This is a genomic window from Caulobacter flavus (assembly GCF_003722335.1).
Lineage (GTDB): Bacteria > Pseudomonadota > Alphaproteobacteria > Caulobacterales > Caulobacteraceae > Caulobacter > Caulobacter flavus.
Window position 1 is genome coordinate 5,187,622 of record NZ_CP026100.1, and the last position, 14,873, is coordinate 5,202,494.

17 protein-coding genes are annotated in these 14,873 nt (G+C 68.4%); 8 read left to right on the forward strand and 9 right to left on the reverse strand.

All coding sequences use genetic code 11. The features are described from left to right. Window positions 1-59: 59 nt before the first annotated feature. Window positions 60-296 carry a DUF2171 domain-containing protein gene (locus C1707_RS23715; protein WP_101713718.1) on the reverse strand — a complete coding sequence of 79 codons (237 nt, stop codon included), beginning with the start codon at window positions 294-296 and terminating at the stop codon, window positions 60-62. 154 nt (window positions 297-450) lie between these two features. Between C1707_RS23715 and C1707_RS23720 the strand changes: the two genes are divergently transcribed. Genes C1707_RS23720 through C1707_RS23735 form a run of 4 tightly spaced genes read left to right on the forward strand, consistent with a single transcriptional unit; the run spans window position 451 to window position 2,707 of the window. Beyond that, complete coding sequence (locus C1707_RS23720; protein ID WP_101713717.1) at window positions 451-1,038, forward strand: glutathione S-transferase family protein; 588 nt, start codon at window positions 451-453, stop codon at window positions 1,036-1,038. Next, the gene (locus C1707_RS23725) at window positions 1,035-1,952 is read left to right on the forward strand and encodes a DUF6807 family protein (protein ID WP_101713716.1); all 918 of its coding nucleotides are present in this window, start codon (window positions 1,035-1,037) and stop codon (window positions 1,950-1,952) included. The genes C1707_RS23720 and C1707_RS23725 overlap by 4 nt, the downstream gene beginning before the upstream one ends. Before the next feature lie 5 nt (window positions 1,953-1,957). Further along, on the forward strand, window positions 1,958-2,134 hold the full coding sequence (locus C1707_RS23730) for a DUF4169 family protein (protein ID WP_101713715.1): 177 nt from the start codon (window positions 1,958-1,960) through the stop codon (window positions 2,132-2,134). Continuing rightward, entirely contained in the window at window positions 2,135-2,707 is a 573-nt protein-coding gene (locus C1707_RS23735; protein WP_101713714.1) for a hypothetical protein, read from the forward strand. Between the two features lie 7 nt (window positions 2,708-2,714). On the opposite strand, the gene C1707_RS26340 is transcribed toward C1707_RS23735, so the two are convergent. Beyond that, the gene (locus C1707_RS26340) at window positions 2,715-2,879 is read right to left on the reverse strand and encodes a hypothetical protein (protein WP_164467446.1); all 165 of its coding nucleotides are present in this window, start codon (window positions 2,877-2,879) and stop codon (window positions 2,715-2,717) included. Between the two features lie 95 nt (window positions 2,880-2,974). On the opposite strand from C1707_RS26340, the gene C1707_RS23740 reads away from it, so the two are divergent. Further along, a complete protein-coding gene (locus tag C1707_RS23740; RefSeq protein ID WP_101713713.1) occupies window positions 2,975-3,907 on the forward strand; it encodes a LysR substrate-binding domain-containing protein in 933 nt (310 codons plus the stop codon). Between the two features lie 4 nt (window positions 3,908-3,911). On the opposite strand, the gene C1707_RS23745 is transcribed toward C1707_RS23740, so the two are convergent. Beyond that, on the reverse strand, window positions 3,912-5,720 hold the full coding sequence (locus tag C1707_RS23745; RefSeq protein WP_101713712.1) for a vWA domain-containing protein: 1,809 nt from the start codon (window positions 5,718-5,720) through the stop codon (window positions 3,912-3,914). A gap of 73 nt (window positions 5,721-5,793) precedes the next feature. Beyond that, entirely contained in the window at window positions 5,794-6,576 is a 783-nt protein-coding gene (locus C1707_RS23750; RefSeq protein WP_101713711.1) for a Coq4 family protein, read from the reverse strand. 91 nt (window positions 6,577-6,667) lie between these two features. Here C1707_RS23750 and C1707_RS23755 point away from each other — a divergent pair, with 91 nt between their 5' ends. Next, window positions 6,668-6,877, forward strand: coding sequence for a ribbon-helix-helix domain-containing protein (locus C1707_RS23755; protein ID WP_101713710.1), 210 nt, complete (start codon window positions 6,668-6,670; stop codon window positions 6,875-6,877). A 104-nt stretch (window positions 6,878-6,981) separates the two neighbouring features. Here the strand turns inward: C1707_RS23755 and C1707_RS23760 are convergent, their stop codons facing one another. Further along, the gene (locus C1707_RS23760) at window positions 6,982-7,203 is read right to left on the reverse strand and encodes a hypothetical protein (RefSeq protein WP_101713709.1); all 222 of its coding nucleotides are present in this window, start codon (window positions 7,201-7,203) and stop codon (window positions 6,982-6,984) included. A 30-nt stretch (window positions 7,204-7,233) separates the two neighbouring features. Further along, entirely contained in the window at window positions 7,234-7,440 is a 207-nt protein-coding gene (locus C1707_RS23765) for a hypothetical protein (RefSeq protein WP_101713708.1), read from the reverse strand. A gap of 110 nt (window positions 7,441-7,550) precedes the next feature. On the opposite strand from C1707_RS23765, the gene C1707_RS23770 reads away from it, so the two are divergent. Together C1707_RS23770 and C1707_RS23775 are read left to right on the forward strand one after the other, a co-directional pair. Beyond that, entirely contained in the window at window positions 7,551-9,968 is a 2,418-nt protein-coding gene (locus tag C1707_RS23770) for a UvrD-helicase domain-containing protein (RefSeq protein WP_101713707.1), read from the forward strand. Continuing rightward, window positions 9,965-10,489: an MOSC domain-containing protein gene (locus tag C1707_RS23775; RefSeq protein ID WP_240633806.1), complete on the forward strand. Its 525-nt coding sequence runs from the start codon at window positions 9,965-9,967 to the stop codon at window positions 10,487-10,489. Before C1707_RS23770 ends, C1707_RS23775 begins: the two co-directional genes overlap by 4 nt. On the opposite strand, the gene C1707_RS26345 is transcribed toward C1707_RS23775, so the two are convergent. The 3 genes from C1707_RS26345 to C1707_RS23790 all read right to left on the reverse strand — a co-directional run bounded on the left by C1707_RS26345 (window position 10,486) and on the right by C1707_RS23790 (window position 14,865). Beyond that, window positions 10,486-11,334 (reverse strand): hypothetical protein, encoded by an 849-nt coding sequence (locus tag C1707_RS26345; protein ID WP_145998401.1) that lies wholly within the window; start codon window positions 11,332-11,334, stop codon window positions 10,486-10,488. The genes C1707_RS23775 and C1707_RS26345 overlap by 4 nt on opposite strands. 226 nt (window positions 11,335-11,560) lie before the next feature. Continuing rightward, window positions 11,561-12,703 (reverse strand): PepSY-associated TM helix domain-containing protein, encoded by a 1,143-nt coding sequence (locus C1707_RS23785; protein WP_101713705.1) that lies wholly within the window; start codon window positions 12,701-12,703, stop codon window positions 11,561-11,563. Beyond that, the gene (locus C1707_RS23790) at window positions 12,703-14,865 is read right to left on the reverse strand and encodes a TonB-dependent receptor (RefSeq protein ID WP_101713704.1); all 2,163 of its coding nucleotides are present in this window, start codon (window positions 14,863-14,865) and stop codon (window positions 12,703-12,705) included. The genes C1707_RS23785 and C1707_RS23790 overlap by 1 nt, the downstream gene beginning before the upstream one ends. Between the last annotated feature and the right edge of the window lie 8 nt (window positions 14,866-14,873).

Consider the following 14,873-nt stretch of genomic DNA (forward strand, 5'->3'; position numbering starts at 1 on the left):
AATAGCCCCTCATCCTGAGGTGCGCGGCGAAGCCAAGCCTCGAAGGACGCACCGCGCCATCAGTGCTTCTCGCGCCAGCCGGCCTTGGCGTCTTCCTGGGTCATGCTCAGGTGCACCGCGTCGTCGTCGACATGGTCGACCCACGACAGCGGGATCATGTGGTGCTTGAGGCCGCCGCCCAGGTCGAGCTTGGCCAGCTCGATCTCGGTGCCGACCACGTGGTCGACCCGTCCGACGTGCTTGCCGTCGGAACCGACCACCTCGAGATGCTCGCGGATCAGAGATGCATCCATCATCGGACATGTCCTCCCATGGGCGACGTCTTCACCGCGCCGCCATGGCCTTCAAAACGGCTGTGGGCGACCATTGGTTTCCCGATTGCCGGCGCCCTCCGTTCGCCTTATGTTCGCCAGCAAGACCCGCATGCCAGACGGTTCACGGAGACGCGTCATGCTCACCCTCTTCCACGCGCCGCGATCGCGCTCGACCCGCTTCCTCTGGCTTCTTGAGGAGCTGGGCGCGCCCTACCGCATCGAAAAGGTCGACATCTTCCGCAGCATGAGCGGCACCGGCGCGCGCGACCCGCGCAATCCCCATCCGCACGGCCAGGTGCCGGCCCTGGTCGACGAAGGCGTGCTGATCACCGAAAGCGCCGCCATCGCCCTGTACCTGACCGACAAGTTCCCGACCGCGGGCCTGGGGCCGATGATCAGCGACCCGCACCGGGGCCCCTACCTGTCCTGGCTGGCCTACTACGCCGGCGTGCTGGAGCCGGCGGTGACCAATCTGTGGAAGCAGCGCCAGGACGACCAGGACAAGGCCCAGTACCAGGCCCTGGACGAGCGCCTGCGCACCACGCTGGAAAAGCAGCCCTGGCTGCTGGGCGAGCGCTTCTCGGCCGCTGACATCCTGTTCGTCAGCCTGCTGCAGTTCGCCCGCCAGATGCTGCCGGCCCACGCGGTCTACGACGACTGGCTGGCCCGCGCCAACGCCCGCCCCGCCCTCGCCCGCGCTCTCGCCAAGGACGACCTGTCTTGAGAAAAGCCGCTCTTACCGCCGTTCTCGCGCTGACGATCGCGACGCCCGCCTTCGCCGGCCGCATCGACGCGGTGCTCAGCGACGACGCCCTCACCGTCACCGAGGACGGCAAGACGGTGCTGGTCTATCGCACCAAGCCGCTGGACCCGGCCAAGGAGCCCGGCCGCTCCAACTACGTGCATCCGCTGTACGCGCCTGACGGCACGGTGCTGACCGAGGACCGCCCCGCCGACCACCTGCATCAGCGCGGGGCCTTCTGGAGCTGGCACCAGGTACTGGTCGACGGCAAGAGCATCGGCGACGGCTGGTTCATGCAGGGCCTGACCTTCAACATCCACGACCGCAGCTTCGAGGGCGACGCGGCCGGGCGCGGCAAGCTGACGATCAAGGCCGACTGGCTGGTCAATTCGGGGCCCGAGGTCGTCTATGCGGCCACCGAGACGACCTCGATCATCGTCCATCCGCTGAAGGGCGGCGCGCGGCGGATCGAGTTCGACACCACGATCACCGCCCGCGCCGACAGCCTGGCCCTGGGCGGCAGCAACGACGTCAAGGGCTATGGCGGCTTCTCGATCCGGCTGATCCGGCCCGACGCCCTGGTGTTCGGCTCGGACGGCAAGCAGGTGAAGGCGCAGAACGAGCCGGTCGAGGCCGGCAAGGCCATGGGCTTCGCCTGGCCCGCGGCGCCGGGCGTCCCGGCCTGGACCGTGGGCCTCAGCTGCAAGGCCAACGGAAAGCCGGTCACCCGCTGGATCCTGCGCAACGAACTGTCGATGCAGAACTGCGTCTTCCCTGGCCGCGCGCCCTATGTGATCAAGAAGGGCGAAAGCCTGCGCCTGCAGGAAACCCTCGTCATCCGTCCGGCCAGCAAGCGCACCCCCGCCCCCGCTCCGGCCGCCAAGCCCAAGACCTGACCCTCATGGCCGAGATCCTCAACCTCAACCACGCCCGCAAGGCCAAGGCCAAGACCGACGCCCGGCAGACGGCCGTCGAGAACCGCGCCCGCTTTGGCCGCACCAAGGCCGAGAAGACCCTCGACGCCGCCCGCGCCGACAAGCTGTCGCGCAGCCTGGACGGCGCCAAGCGCGAGGACTGATTGGGCGACCCGGCCGCCTCTCCCTGGCCGCTGCGCGACGCGGCGGTCCGCGCTGCCCCGATCCTGGCGGCGTTCGTGGGCTGGCATGCGTTGTGGAACTGGGCGGTTCCGCTGGACCCGGCCCTGTCGCCGCCGCCCCGCGCCCAAAGCGTGCTGACCATCGGCGTGTTCTCCACCCCCACCGACAAGCCGGCGCCGGACGGCTACGCCTTCGAGACCGTCGACGGCCACGCCCTTCGCCTGATCTGCGCGCCGCCGGCCGCGAAATCAGAACTGGCCAAGGACGCCTGCCTGAGCGGCGGCGGCCGGGTCGGCGACCATGCCCGTCGCTATGTCGCCGTGCGCTATCACGCACTGCCCGGCGCCGGGGACGCTCCGCCCCGCGGCGTCCTGCTCGGCGCCAAGGCCGGTCCGGACTGGCTGCTCAAGCCAGAAGAGCAGAAGGCCAGACTGTCGGCCCTCGCCGAAACCGACCGGCGCGGAAAGGTGCACTGGCGGACGGCGATCTCGGCGATCGTCACGCTGTTGCTCGGCTTTCTCGCCCTGCGCCTCCTGCGACGGCTCCAGCGCTAAGTCGCCCCTAACGCGGCGCCAAGTAGCGCGCGCCCTTCGGCAGGCTCTCGCAGCAGCCCATCGGCGGGGGCTGCGGGGTTTCCGCCATCCGCTTCCAGGCGGCGATCAGGCGTTCGATCGCCCACACCCAGCCGAACGTGCTTTCCTTATGGGTCTTGTGAAACTCTTCCATGGCCGTCTCTCCTGATCCCCGGCGACGGCTGGAAGATCGGCCTTTCCGACACCCGCGACAAACGCGGTTCGTTGAGTTATGGATAAACCTGACTTATGGCTGACATCCTTGCTTCATACTCGCTGGGCGCCATCCGCGTCTTCGAAGCCGCCGCCCGGCTGAAGAGCTTCACGCGCGCGGCCGACGAGTTGGGCGTCACCCAGGCGGCCGTCAGCTGGCAGGTGAAGACCCTGGAGCAGCGCCTGGGCCAGCCGCTGTTCGTGCGCCGGGTGCGCGAGGTCGACCTGACCCCGGCGGGCGAACGGCTGGCGCGGGCCGCCGCCGAGTCGATGGGCCTGCTACGCGCGGCGCTGTCGGACCTGGTCGAGGCCGACCAGGGCGTGCTGGCCATCACCACCATGCAGAGCCTGGCCAACCACTGGCTGGCCGCGCGCCTGGGCGCCTTCCAGCTGGCCCATCCGATGATCGCCGTGCGGCTGGAGGGCAGCCACGTGCTGCGCGACCTGGACCGCGGCGAGGCGGACCTGGGCTTGCGCGCCGGCGACGGCGACTGGCCGGGCCTGGCCGCCCACTTCCTGATGCCCTTCGTTCAGACCGCCCTCTGCTCGCCGGAGTTCCTGGCGCGGCATGGGCCGTTCGAGCGGCCCGCCGACCTGCTGAACCAGCCACGCATCGGCGCCTCCAGCGAATGGGAGATATGGTTTCGCGCCGCCGGCGTCGCGCCGCCGCAAAATCCCGAGGCCCCGCGCCTGGCGGCCGACGCCCAGTCGATCGAAGTCGCCTCAGCGCTGGCCGGCCAGGGCCTGGCCGTCGGCTCGCCGATCTTCTTCGCCGCCGAGATCGCGTCGGGGCGCCTGGTGCAGCCGTTCGACATCGCGCCGCACTATGGCGGCGGCTACTGGCTGGTCTATCCGAAGGACCGTCGGCGCGTGCGCAAGATCGTCGCCTTCCGCGACTGGATCCTCGAGGCCGTGGCCGCCGACCCGGCCATCGCCCGCCACGCGGCGGACGGCGGCCAGGCCGGCTGAGCCGTCAGTCGATCGCGGCCGTCGCCACCGGCCGGGGATCGCGCTTCAGCGTCAGGCGCAGGTCGAGCGCCTTGTGCGTCAGCACCAGGGAGTCGCCGTCGGCCAGCCGGTAGTCGAACACCAGCCCGGAATCCTCCAGCGACAGCTGGCTGTCGTTGACGAGATAGGTCTCGGACGGATCCTCCTCGAAGGCGCCGCCCTTGCGACGCTCGACCAGCAGTTCCTCGTCGTCGAAGGTCAGGCGGTCGCCGCGCTTGAGGTCGATCTGGCCGTCGCCGTCGATCCTGGCGATCGTCCAGGCGCCGACGAGACCGGCCGGCCCGACCTTGGGGACCTCGCCGGCATGGCCCGACAGCATGGCCGTCCGCGTCAGCAGGTTGGCGACCAGCCTACGCTCGGGCGCGAGCTTGGGATCGGTCTCGCCTCGCAACCGCTCGTCGAACCGGCGCAGCGTCTGATAGGCGCCCTCCTCGTCGCTGTCCCGGTGATAGAGCGTGGCGACCTTGTGCAGCGACTGGAACTCGTCGATCAGCAGATGCGCCAGGCGCAGGCCCGACGACGGCGCGCCTGAGGGGGCGGGCACCGCCAGGGCCTGGGTCTGGCTGGCCCCGCCCTTGTCGGTATAGCTCAGCGACACGTCGAGCAGGCTATCCCCCGGCTTCAGGGCCGGCTCGGGCAGGTAGGTCGCGCCCTCGGCCTTGGCCAGGCCGACCATCAGGCCGCCGCCCTCGGTCGACAGGAAGGCCGTCGGGACGGAGATCGACACCGCCCCGTCCTCGCCGCGCTTGAGGCCGTCCTCGGGCGCGCCGTAAACGCCGGTGATCCGATAGCCGGGCCGCGCCTTGACGCTGAGGTTCAGGTCATAGGCCAGTTCCGAGACCATGGTGTCGAGCTTGCCGGTGAACACTCCCTTGACGTCGCTCTCGTCGCGCAGGAAGAACAGGTTGCCGCCGCGCACGCTGGAGATCTCGGTGGCCAGCGGCGCGTCGAACTGCTCGCCGACGCCGATGGTCGTCAGGCCGATCCCGCGCCGCGAGGCCTCCCTGGCCATGCCCATGAAGCTGTCGGCGTCGGTCGCGCCGACATTGGGCTGCTCGTCGGTGAACAGCATCACCCGGGTCACGCCCTTGAAGCCGGGCTGGCTGGCGAAGGCGGTCTCGTAGCCGACCTGCAGCCCCTCCTCCATGTTGGTGGAGCCCTCGCTTTCGATGGCGTCGATGGCCCGGCGGATCGCGCCCTTGCCGTTCGCCACCGGCGTCGGCTCCAGGTGCCGGTACGACCGATCGCCATAGAGCACGATGCTGATCTGGTCGCCCGGCCGCAGCTGGTCGAGGATCTGCCGCAGGCTCGCCCGCACCTGGTCCAGCGGCTCGCCGTCCATGGACCCGGACTTGTCGACCACGGCCACCAGGTTGAGCGGCTGGCGCTTCCAGGTCGCCGCGTCGATGCTGGAGTTGAAGCCCACGCCGACCAGGATCTTGTCGGCCGGCGACAGCGGCAGGCTGGCGCGCATGGCCTCGCCGGTGACGCACAGCACCCGGACGCAGGCCTCGCCGGGGATCTGCAGGTCGTAGCCGCCCATCAGCCCCTCCGGCGTCAGGGTGTCGGGCATCGGGATCTGGCCGGCCTCGGACTGGCCCCGAAAGTGGTTGATGTCCTGGGCGCCGCCCTGGCGGACGCGCAACGAGCCGGTGACGATGATTTCGTCGATGTTCGGTTCGTCATCCGGCGGCGTCTGGACCTGAGTCCAGGCCGGGGTGGAAACCAGCGCCAGCGCCAGTACGGAGGCGGCGGACCAAAGGCGACGCGACATCGTGAACCTCCCGTTTTGATTGCAGGAAGGCTAACGCCGCGCGCGCCGCGCGAACAAGCGAAATTGCTAAGGTTCAGGCCGCCCGCTGGTAGTGCTCGCGCAGGTCCTGCGGAATGGCCTGGTAGGTGGCTGGCGGCGTGATCCCAAGCGCTCGCCGCGCCTCGTCCAGCGGCATGGCGAACAGGGCCGGATAGTCGACCTCGGGCAGCCAGGCAGCCTTGCGTCCGGCCTTCCAGGCCTCGCGCACGGCCTTGCCGTAGGGCTGGCCGTCCTTCAGGCGGCGGAACTCGCGGGCCCCGGCCATGGCGATCAGGGCGAAGCCCAGGCTGCGGGTCTGGGCGTAGGAGAAGGCCACCACGCAGACCTCGCCCAGCGCGTCGGTGCCGTAGCCGGTCAGCACGTGCCAGACGTCGTGCACGTCGCGCAGGCGGCGGGCGTACCACAGCAGCGGATGGGCCGCGTCCATGTCGGCGTCGGCCACCTTGCGGCTCTCGTCGGCCAGGCCCTCGGCGGTCAGGCCGCGCGGGGCGATGAAGTCGCGATAGGCCGCGCCGACGGTGCCCGGCTGGAACTGGGCCAGCCAGGCTTCGTCCGACAGCCAGTCGGCGAACTCCTCGCGGCGATACGCGATCGCCCCGCCCTGCGGCGTCTTCAGCAGGCGGGCGTAGCCGTTGGGGATCGCCCGGCCGGAAAGGGCCCGCATGACCTCGAACACCTGGGCCGTGTCTTCCTTGTCGGCGATCAGCCGACGGACGGCGCGAAACGCCCGCAAAGGCTGCAGACGGAAGCTCGCATCGCGGGCGCCCAGCGGAGGACGCGCGGAAGTAGCGTCAAGGACTTGCGCGGCTGTGCTCATCAGGCATGCTCCCGGCGTGGCGTCACTAAAGATGACACGCCGTCATTTTTAATCAAGAGCCGAACCGACGTTCCGCCGGAGAGTTGCGCCGATGGGCAGTTTGAAGAAGCGATCGGTCAACCTGGCGGGCCACGCCACCTCGCTGGCCCTCGAGCCCGAATTCTGGGCGGCGCTCGAGCGCGTCGCCAGGCAGGACGCCGTCAGCATCGCCGCCCTGATCCAGCGCATCGACGTGGGCCGGGGCGAACGCCCGCTGGCCTCGGCCTGCCGTGTCTACGCCCTGCAGCGCGCGGGCGGCTGACCCCCTCCGGCCCTCCGGGCCACCTCTCCCAGAGGGGGAGGATTTTCAGATGCGCCCCCTCTGGGGGAGCTGTCGCGAAAGCGACTGAGGAGGCCGCGAAGCGGTCACCCCGGCCTGGGCACGGGCGCCGGCAGCGGTTCGGGGTTGGGCGTCGGCAGGGTCGGCGACGCCAGGTCGGGCAGCCTCAGGTCGGCGATGTCCGGTCGCACGACCAGCAGGCCCGAACGCCAGACGGCGTAGACCAGCAGCGCGACGAGGACGAGAACCGCCAGCAGCGCCGCGCCGCTCCAGGCGCCTTCGTGATGATGTCCGTGATGGCGAGCCATGCCCGCCTCCTCTCGTTTGCCCTGTCAGGCTCAGCCGGGAGCCTTGGGCGCTTCGGGAACCTTCGGCGCGTCCGGCAGCTTGGGCGCGGAGGCCGAGATGTCGACGTCGACCGACTTCTTCTGGGTGAAGCCGCCGGAGAACATCATGAACGCCAGCACGGCGACGACCACCACGAGGGCGCCGACGATGAAGGCCAGGCCGCTGTTGCCGCCGCCCGATTTGCTCTCTTCCGCCATGTTCCTGCTCCTGTTTCGTCCCTGCCGTTCAACGGGAGGGCCGTGGCCAGGGTTCCGCAAAGCCGCCTCCGGGGCTTAAGCCTGGGGAAGTTTGTGCTACATATGTTCCCATGTCTTCCGGCTTCGACTCGTCCGACCCGTTCGGCGACCTCCCCGCTCCGCGCATCTCCGATCTCGCCCGCCCCCAGGCTCCGGGCGGCGGCGGGCCCGCGCCCGACTATCTGAGCGGCCTCAACACCGAGCAGCACGAGGCCGTCGTCACGACCGAGGGTCCCGTCCTGGTGCTGGCCGGCGCCGGCACGGGCAAGACCCGCGTGCTGACGACGCGCCTGGCCCACATTCTTTCCACCGGCCGCGCCCGGCCGTGGGAGATCCTGGCGGTCACCTTCACCAACAAGGCCGCGCGCGAGATGCGCGAGCGGATCACCCACATCATCGGCCCGGAAGCCGAGGGCCTGCGGTGGCTGGGCACCTTCCACTCGGTGGCCGCCCAGATCCTGCGCCGCCACGCCGAGCTGGTGGGACTGAAGTCGAACTACACGATCATCGACACCGACGATAACGAGCGGCTGCTCAAGCAGCTTATCGAGGCCGAGAACATCGACGCCAAGCGCTGGACGCCGCGCATCCTGTCGGGCCTGATCGACGCCTGGAAGAACCGCGGCTGGACGCCCGACCGCGTTCCGCCGTCGGAGGCCGGCGAATTCGCCAATGGCAAGGGCATCAGCCTCTACCGCCAGTATCAGGAGCGCCTGCGCATCCTGAACGCCTGCGACTTCGGCGACCTCTTGCTGCACAACATCACCATCTTCACCGGCAATCCGGACGTGCTGGCCGACTTCCAGCGGCGCTTCCAGTACGTGATGGTCGACGAGTACCAGGACACCAACGTCGCCCAGTACCTGTGGCTGCGCCTGCTGGCCCAGGGCCGCCAGAACGTCTGCTGCGTGGGCGACGACGACCAGTCGATCTACGGCTGGCGGGGCGCGGAGGTCGACAACATCCTGCGCTTCGAGCGCGACTTCCCCGGCGCCAAGGTCGTGCGGCTGGAGCGCAACTACCGCTCGACAGAGCACATCCTGGCCGCCGCCTCGACCCTGATCACCGCCAACAAGGGCCGCCTGGGCAAGACCCTGTGGACGGAGGAAACCGGCGGCGAGAAGGTCAAGGTCAGCGGCGTCTGGGACGGCGAAGCCGAAAGCCGGATGGTCGCCGACGAGATCGAGAAGGCCAAGCGCGCCGGCCGCCGCTACAATCAGATGGCCATCCTGGTGCGCGCCTCGTTCCAGATGCGCGCCTTCGAAGAGCGCTTCGTGATGCTGCAGATCCCCTATAAGGTGGTCGGCGGCCCGCGGTTCTTCGAGCGGGCGGAAATTCGCGACGCCCACGCCTATCTGCGCCTGATCCAGTCGCCCGACGATGATTTGGCCTTCGAGCGCATCGTCAACACCCCCAAGCGCGGCATCGGCGACACCTCGGTGCAGAAGCTGCTGCAGATCGCCCGGCTGGAGGGAATCTCCACGGTCGAGGCGGCGCGGGTGATCATCGGCAGCGACGACTTGCCCGCCCGCACCCGCACGGCGCTGTCCAACTTCATCCGCGACCTCGACCGCTGGCGGGCGCAGATCGGAAACATGCACCACCAGCGCGTTCTGGAGATGGTGCTGGAGGAGAGCGGCTACACCGACGCGCTGCGCCTCGACAAAGGCCCGACCAGCCAGACGCGCCTGGAGAACCTGAAGGAACTGGTCCAGTCGATGGGCCAGTTCGACAGCCTGGAGGCCTATCTGGAGCACGTGTCGCTGGTCATGGATCTGGACCGCGAGGCCACCGGCGACGCCGTCTGGATCATGACCCTGCACTCGGCCAAGGGCCTGGAGTTCCCGCTGGTGTTCCTGCCCGGCTGGGAGGAAGGCGTGTTCCCCAGCCAGCGCAGCATGGACGACAAGGGCGAGAAGGGCCTCGAGGAAGAGCGGCGCCTGGCCTATGTGGGCATCACCCGCGCCCGCGAGGAGGCCCGCATCAGTTTCGTGGCCAACCGCCAGGTCTACGGCCGCTGGACCAGCCAGCTGCCCAGCCGCTTCGTCGACGAACTGCCGCTGGAGCACGTCGATGCGGGCTCGGAGACCGGCTATTACGGCGGAGGCCCGGGCATGCAGCAGACCGTGTCGTCGCGCTGGGACGATCCGGGCGTCAGCGCCTTCCAGAGCGGCAGTTACGACAGCCCCGGCTGGAAGCGCGCGCAGGACCGGGTGCAGCAGTCGTCACGCGGCTTTGGCGAACGGTCGGGCGGCGCCACCGCCTGGCGCGGCGGCGGCTCGGCCGCGCGGGCCAAGCCGATCGAGGGCGAAGGCCGGCTGGTGGCCGTCTCAGCCCCGACCAACAGCGCCTACAGCCGCGGCGACCGCGTGTTCCACGTCAAGTTCGGCTACGGCAAGGTGGCCTCGATCGAGGGCAACAAGCTGACCGTCGACTTCGAGAAGGCCGGCGAGAAGAAGGTCATCGACAGCTTCGTGGAGAAGGCGTGACGACGCCGGGGACCAGGCGGGGCCTGAACCCCGACAGTCCCCTCGCCCGGCTGATCGCCGGGCCCATGCGGCCGGGTCGGCTGACCTGGATCGGCCTGCGCCCGGCTCGTCGCGAGCCGCTCGTATCCGTCGATCGCGCGCAAATCACCGTCGAGGCCGGCCTCGTCGGCGACCACTATGCCGGCCGCCCCGGCGGTCCGCGCCAGGTCACCCTGATCCAGGCCGAGGACCTGGCGGCCATCGCCGCCTTCCTGGGCCGGGCCGAACCCGCCTCCCCCTTCGACCTGCGCCGCAACCTGGTGGTCGCGGGAATCAATCTCCAGGGCCTGTCGGACAAGCGCTTCCGGATCGGCGGCGCGGTGCTGGAAGCCACCGGCGGCTGCCATCCCTGCGGCCGGATGAACGCCATCCTCGGCGAAGGCGGCTACAACGCCGTGCGCGGCCGCGGCGGCCTTACCGCCCGTGTCATCGAAGGCGGCGAGATCGCGGTGGAGGATGCCGTGACGGTGCTTAGTTTCTAGCCGCCTTCGGGTATCTCCAATCGCGGATCACGACTTGGACTATCAAACCAGCAATTTGGGCGAGATACAAAAAATTGACCAATAGAATCCAATAGCTTCAGATTTATTTTTGAATTTCGACGGGCTGACCGCCCGGCAGGCATCCAAATTACTCCGCTATACTTAGCCGCAACCTTCTCATCGGAATGCTTCACGAAGGCCGACAGCAAAGCAAGTTCTTCATACATGCACGCCTTCGAAAGGCGCCCATAGACTCTATCAACCAAAATCCATGGAAGATGGTCAACTATATCGCTGCCTTCATGCCCCAGGCTGCCGTGCTCATCGAGAACCTCATAGCGCCGCATCTCACGCCAAGCATCTTGAGGACTTTCGTCAGAAACGATGAGGTGCGCGACGCCTACGTAGGGAAACCCCATATCGAGCAGCGCTTTTCCTTGGGAAAATCCGAACTCGTTGGGTGACTTTCCCTGCTTTTCATAACTAGCTCGTACAACCTTGACCTCCAACGCGAAGGTCTGATCAAGGATCAACTCGTCCTTTTCATATGGAACAATAATAAGATCGATATCTCCCGGTCGATTCACATCACTCAAAAACAACCGTGTTTCCGCGAAAGACAGTATAAATACCCCCGATATTTCACTCACAGCAAAGCGATAATCAGGAAAAATGCGACTGTAACACTCACCGAAAAGTCGACGATGGCAGATTAGGCTGATGGTTACAGCCTCCTCAGCATTCTCCTCCGCCAACTTTCTGGGGAGGGCGAAAGCAAATCCGCCCGCAGGAATGTACGGCGGCCGGCGCTCAAATTTCCTACGATAGCTCTTTTGCGGGGCCATGATCTGACGCCTCAATCTGAAGCGGTCGACCTTGCCCCGAACCCTGCAAGAACAAAACTAGGGAAAGCTGAGCGAACCAGGACTTCGGATCGGCAGGGCCACCCGTCGATGGCGCGTCATCGACTGGACGCTCCTTGCCGCTAACCGAGACGACGAAATGCGCTCAAATGAGCCTGCGCGGATGGAGCTGCGCTGGCTGCAAGCTGCATTCTAGCTGGGCCTCAGACTAGACATTCTCTGGCCTCGGCTCAGCCGCCGGCTCAATCTTGACCCTAGACTGCTTCGCCGCCACCTTCTTGCGGCGCTTTGGCAGGCCCGACGGATTGCCCCAGAACGTCACCACCGCCAGCGTGCCCAGCAGGGCCAGGGCCAGGCCCGAAACCGTCATGACCAGGCGGTAGGCCAGGCCGCCGATCTTGGCGGCGTGCAGCGGGAAGTCGGCGTTGGTGATCCGCGAGCCCAGCGGCATGGCCTGGGCGTCGCGCGCGGCGACCATCGCGCCGGTGGCCGGATCGAACCAGGCCATGGTGCGGCCGTTGGGAAGCCACTCGGCCTGCTGGCGCAGGCGGATGGCGATCAGGCCGCCGGTCTTGGCCGGCAGGCCGACGGTGCGCACCTCCGCACCCGGGAACTTCGCCTGGGCCTGGCCGATCACCTTGCTCCAGTCGAGGTCGGGGGCCAGCTTGCCGCCCTTGATCCTGGGCGCGGCCGAAGCCTTCTCCATGACCGACGGCGCGGTGAACGGCGCGCGCAGGGCCTGGGAGAACCATTTCAGGTTCATGGTCGCGCCCGTGGTCAGCGACAGGGCCAGCAGCGGCGCCACCAGCACCCCGAGGTCGCGGTGATGATGGACGATGGCCGCCCGCTTCATCATCCGCGGCCAGAGCCGCAGGTGGAACATCCGCCGGGTCGGCCACCACAGGATCAGGCCGGTGACCACGAAGGCCAGGCCGAACAGGCCGGCGATCCCGCCGACGATGTCGCCCACGTCGCCGGCGAACAGGTGGTGGTGCAGGTCGAACAGCCAGATTTCCGGCCGGGCCCAGTTGGAGGTCCAGGCCTGGACGATCGCGCCGTCCTGGTCGGCATAGGCGCCCTTCTCGGTCTCGCCCGGATAGGACAGCTTGTGCAGCCCCTTGCGCTCGGTCGCCAGAACGATCGAGCGCGGGCGGTCCTGCGCGGCGAAGATCCGCGTCGCGGCCGCCGCCAGGGTCGCCGTGTCCTGCCGCTGAGCGTCGGCCGCGTGGGGCACGGTGGCGCGCAGGAACGCGTCCTCGTGCACCAGCAGGGCGCCGGTGAGGCCCAGCACCGCCAGCAGGAGGCCGATGAGACCGCCCGACCAGCGGTGCAGGAGCCGCAGGGTCTTCATCAGAAGCGCGCCGTCCAGCCGACCGTCGCCGTGCGGCCGCGGCCAGCGTAGAACTTGTCCTTGGCCGGGATGACGGTGTCGGAGTTGTAGGTGATGTACTGCTTGTTCAGCAGGTTCAGCACGCCCAGCGACAGCTCGCCGACGGGCAGCCGGTAACCGACGAAGGCGTCGGCCAGGGTGTAGCCGTCGAAGTCATCCTTCACGAGGGCGTTGCTCATGTCGCGCTTCAGGTAGGCGCGGACCTGCAGGCGCAGGTTCCAGTCGCCCGTGGCGTAGTCGGCCGCCAGATTGATGCGATCGGGCGAGATGTTGGCGCCGTCGAGGTCGGTTTCGACACGGCCGTCCTTGTCGACGTCGGTCTGGCCGCGCAGGCGGGCGTAGCCGGCCGACAGGTCGAGGCCCGGGACCGAGGTCTTGGCCTTCACATTGACCTCGAGGCCCTCGATGGCGACCTTCTGGCGCTGGACGTCGAAGATGCCGCCCGAGTTCTTGACCAGCAGTTGGCCCAGCTTCGACGACGACCAGAAATAGGTGACGCTGGCGTCGATGCGCCCGCGCTTCCACTCGCCGCCGATCTCGCGGTTGTTCGACACGATCGGCTCGATGTTGAGGTAGCTGTCGACCTTGACGTTGTCGACATTGATCGAGCGCAGGATCCGGCCCACGTCCGGCACGGTGTAGCCCTCGGCGTAGCTGGCGTAGAGACGCAGGCCCGAAGCCGGCTCGAACACGACGCCGCCGTTGGCCAGGGTGGCCTTGAAGTCGGGGTTGCCGCCCGTGACCTTGCGCGAGCCGTAGGAGGCCAGGGTCTCGAAGTCGTCGACCTTCAGCTCGACGTTCTCGAAGCGCACGCCGCCGGCCAGGCGCAGCTTGCCGTCCAGCAGCGCGTAGTTGCCCTGGATGAAGGGCGCCAGGCTCTGGAACTTGGTCGGCGGCACCCAGGCGCGACCGGTGGCGATCAGCATCTGCTCGGTGCGGTCGTTCATGGCGTCGAGGCCCACGGTGGCGGTCAGCCCCTCGATGCCCGGCACCTGGCGCTCGTAGTTCATGCGCGCGCCCAGCTTGCGCGAGCGGTTCGACGACTGGTCGAACAGCGTGTCCGGCGGCGCGATACGCACGTCCTGGAAGGTCGGACTGATGTCGCCGCCGAACGTGTCGCGCGAACGATTGTAGAAGACCTGGACGGTGAAATCGCCGCCGAAGAGGTCGCTGTCCGCCAGTTGGGCCGACAGCGTCTCGACGCGGTTGGCGGCGGTCTTCCCGGGCGCGGCGCCGTGGATGGAGGTGGTCGGCAGGCGCGTGGCCCGTACGCCGTCGGTGACCGCGGGCGGCGTGCCGGTGACGGTCACGTAGTCGCCGTCGCCCTTCAGCTCGAAGCGGTTGGCGACGACGTCGAGGCGGACGGTCTCGTTCAGCTGCCAGCCGAAGCGGCCGAAGAACGACAGGGCCTTGGAATCCTGGACGTCGCCCTGGGTGTTGTCCATGCCGATGCGGCGGCCGTTGGCGTCGTAGAAGGCGCCGCGCTTTTCCCAGGCGACGCCGGCGGTGGCGTCGAACGCGCCCTGGCGCCAGGCGACCAGGCCGGCGACCTTGGCGCCGATGCTGTCGCCCATGTCGTGACCGATGGTGGTCTGGGTCAGCACCTTGCCCGACACGCCGTCGCGCCTGGGCGGGCCCACCGTGACCTGGTTGACCACGCCGCCGGTGGCGCCGATGCCCTGCAGGGCGTTGGAGCCGTAGATCAGCTCGACCCGCTCGATGAAGAACGGATCGATCGTGTAGCCGTCGCGCGAGCCGTCGCGGATCGGCGTCGACTGCGGAATGCCGTTGATGGCGAACAACGGCGAGCGGCCGCGCAGGCTCTCGCCCGAGCCCGACAGCTTCTCGCGGGTCGGCGAGAACGAGGCCGACAGGTTGGAGATGGCGTCGATGACCGAGCCGCTGACGGCCAGCTGCTGGTCCAGGGTCTGGCTGTCGATCACGTCCACCGTCAGCGGCAGCGCGGTGACCGGAAGCTTGGTGCGGGCGGCCGTGACGACAACCTGCTCGACGTCGCTCCCTTGCGCCTGGGCATGGGCGGCGGCGCCCGTCGAGAGCGCCGCCAGGCTGAGCGTCGAGAACAGGGCGCGCCGGGCGGCGGCGCGCGAGAAACGGAGTCGCATGGACCATC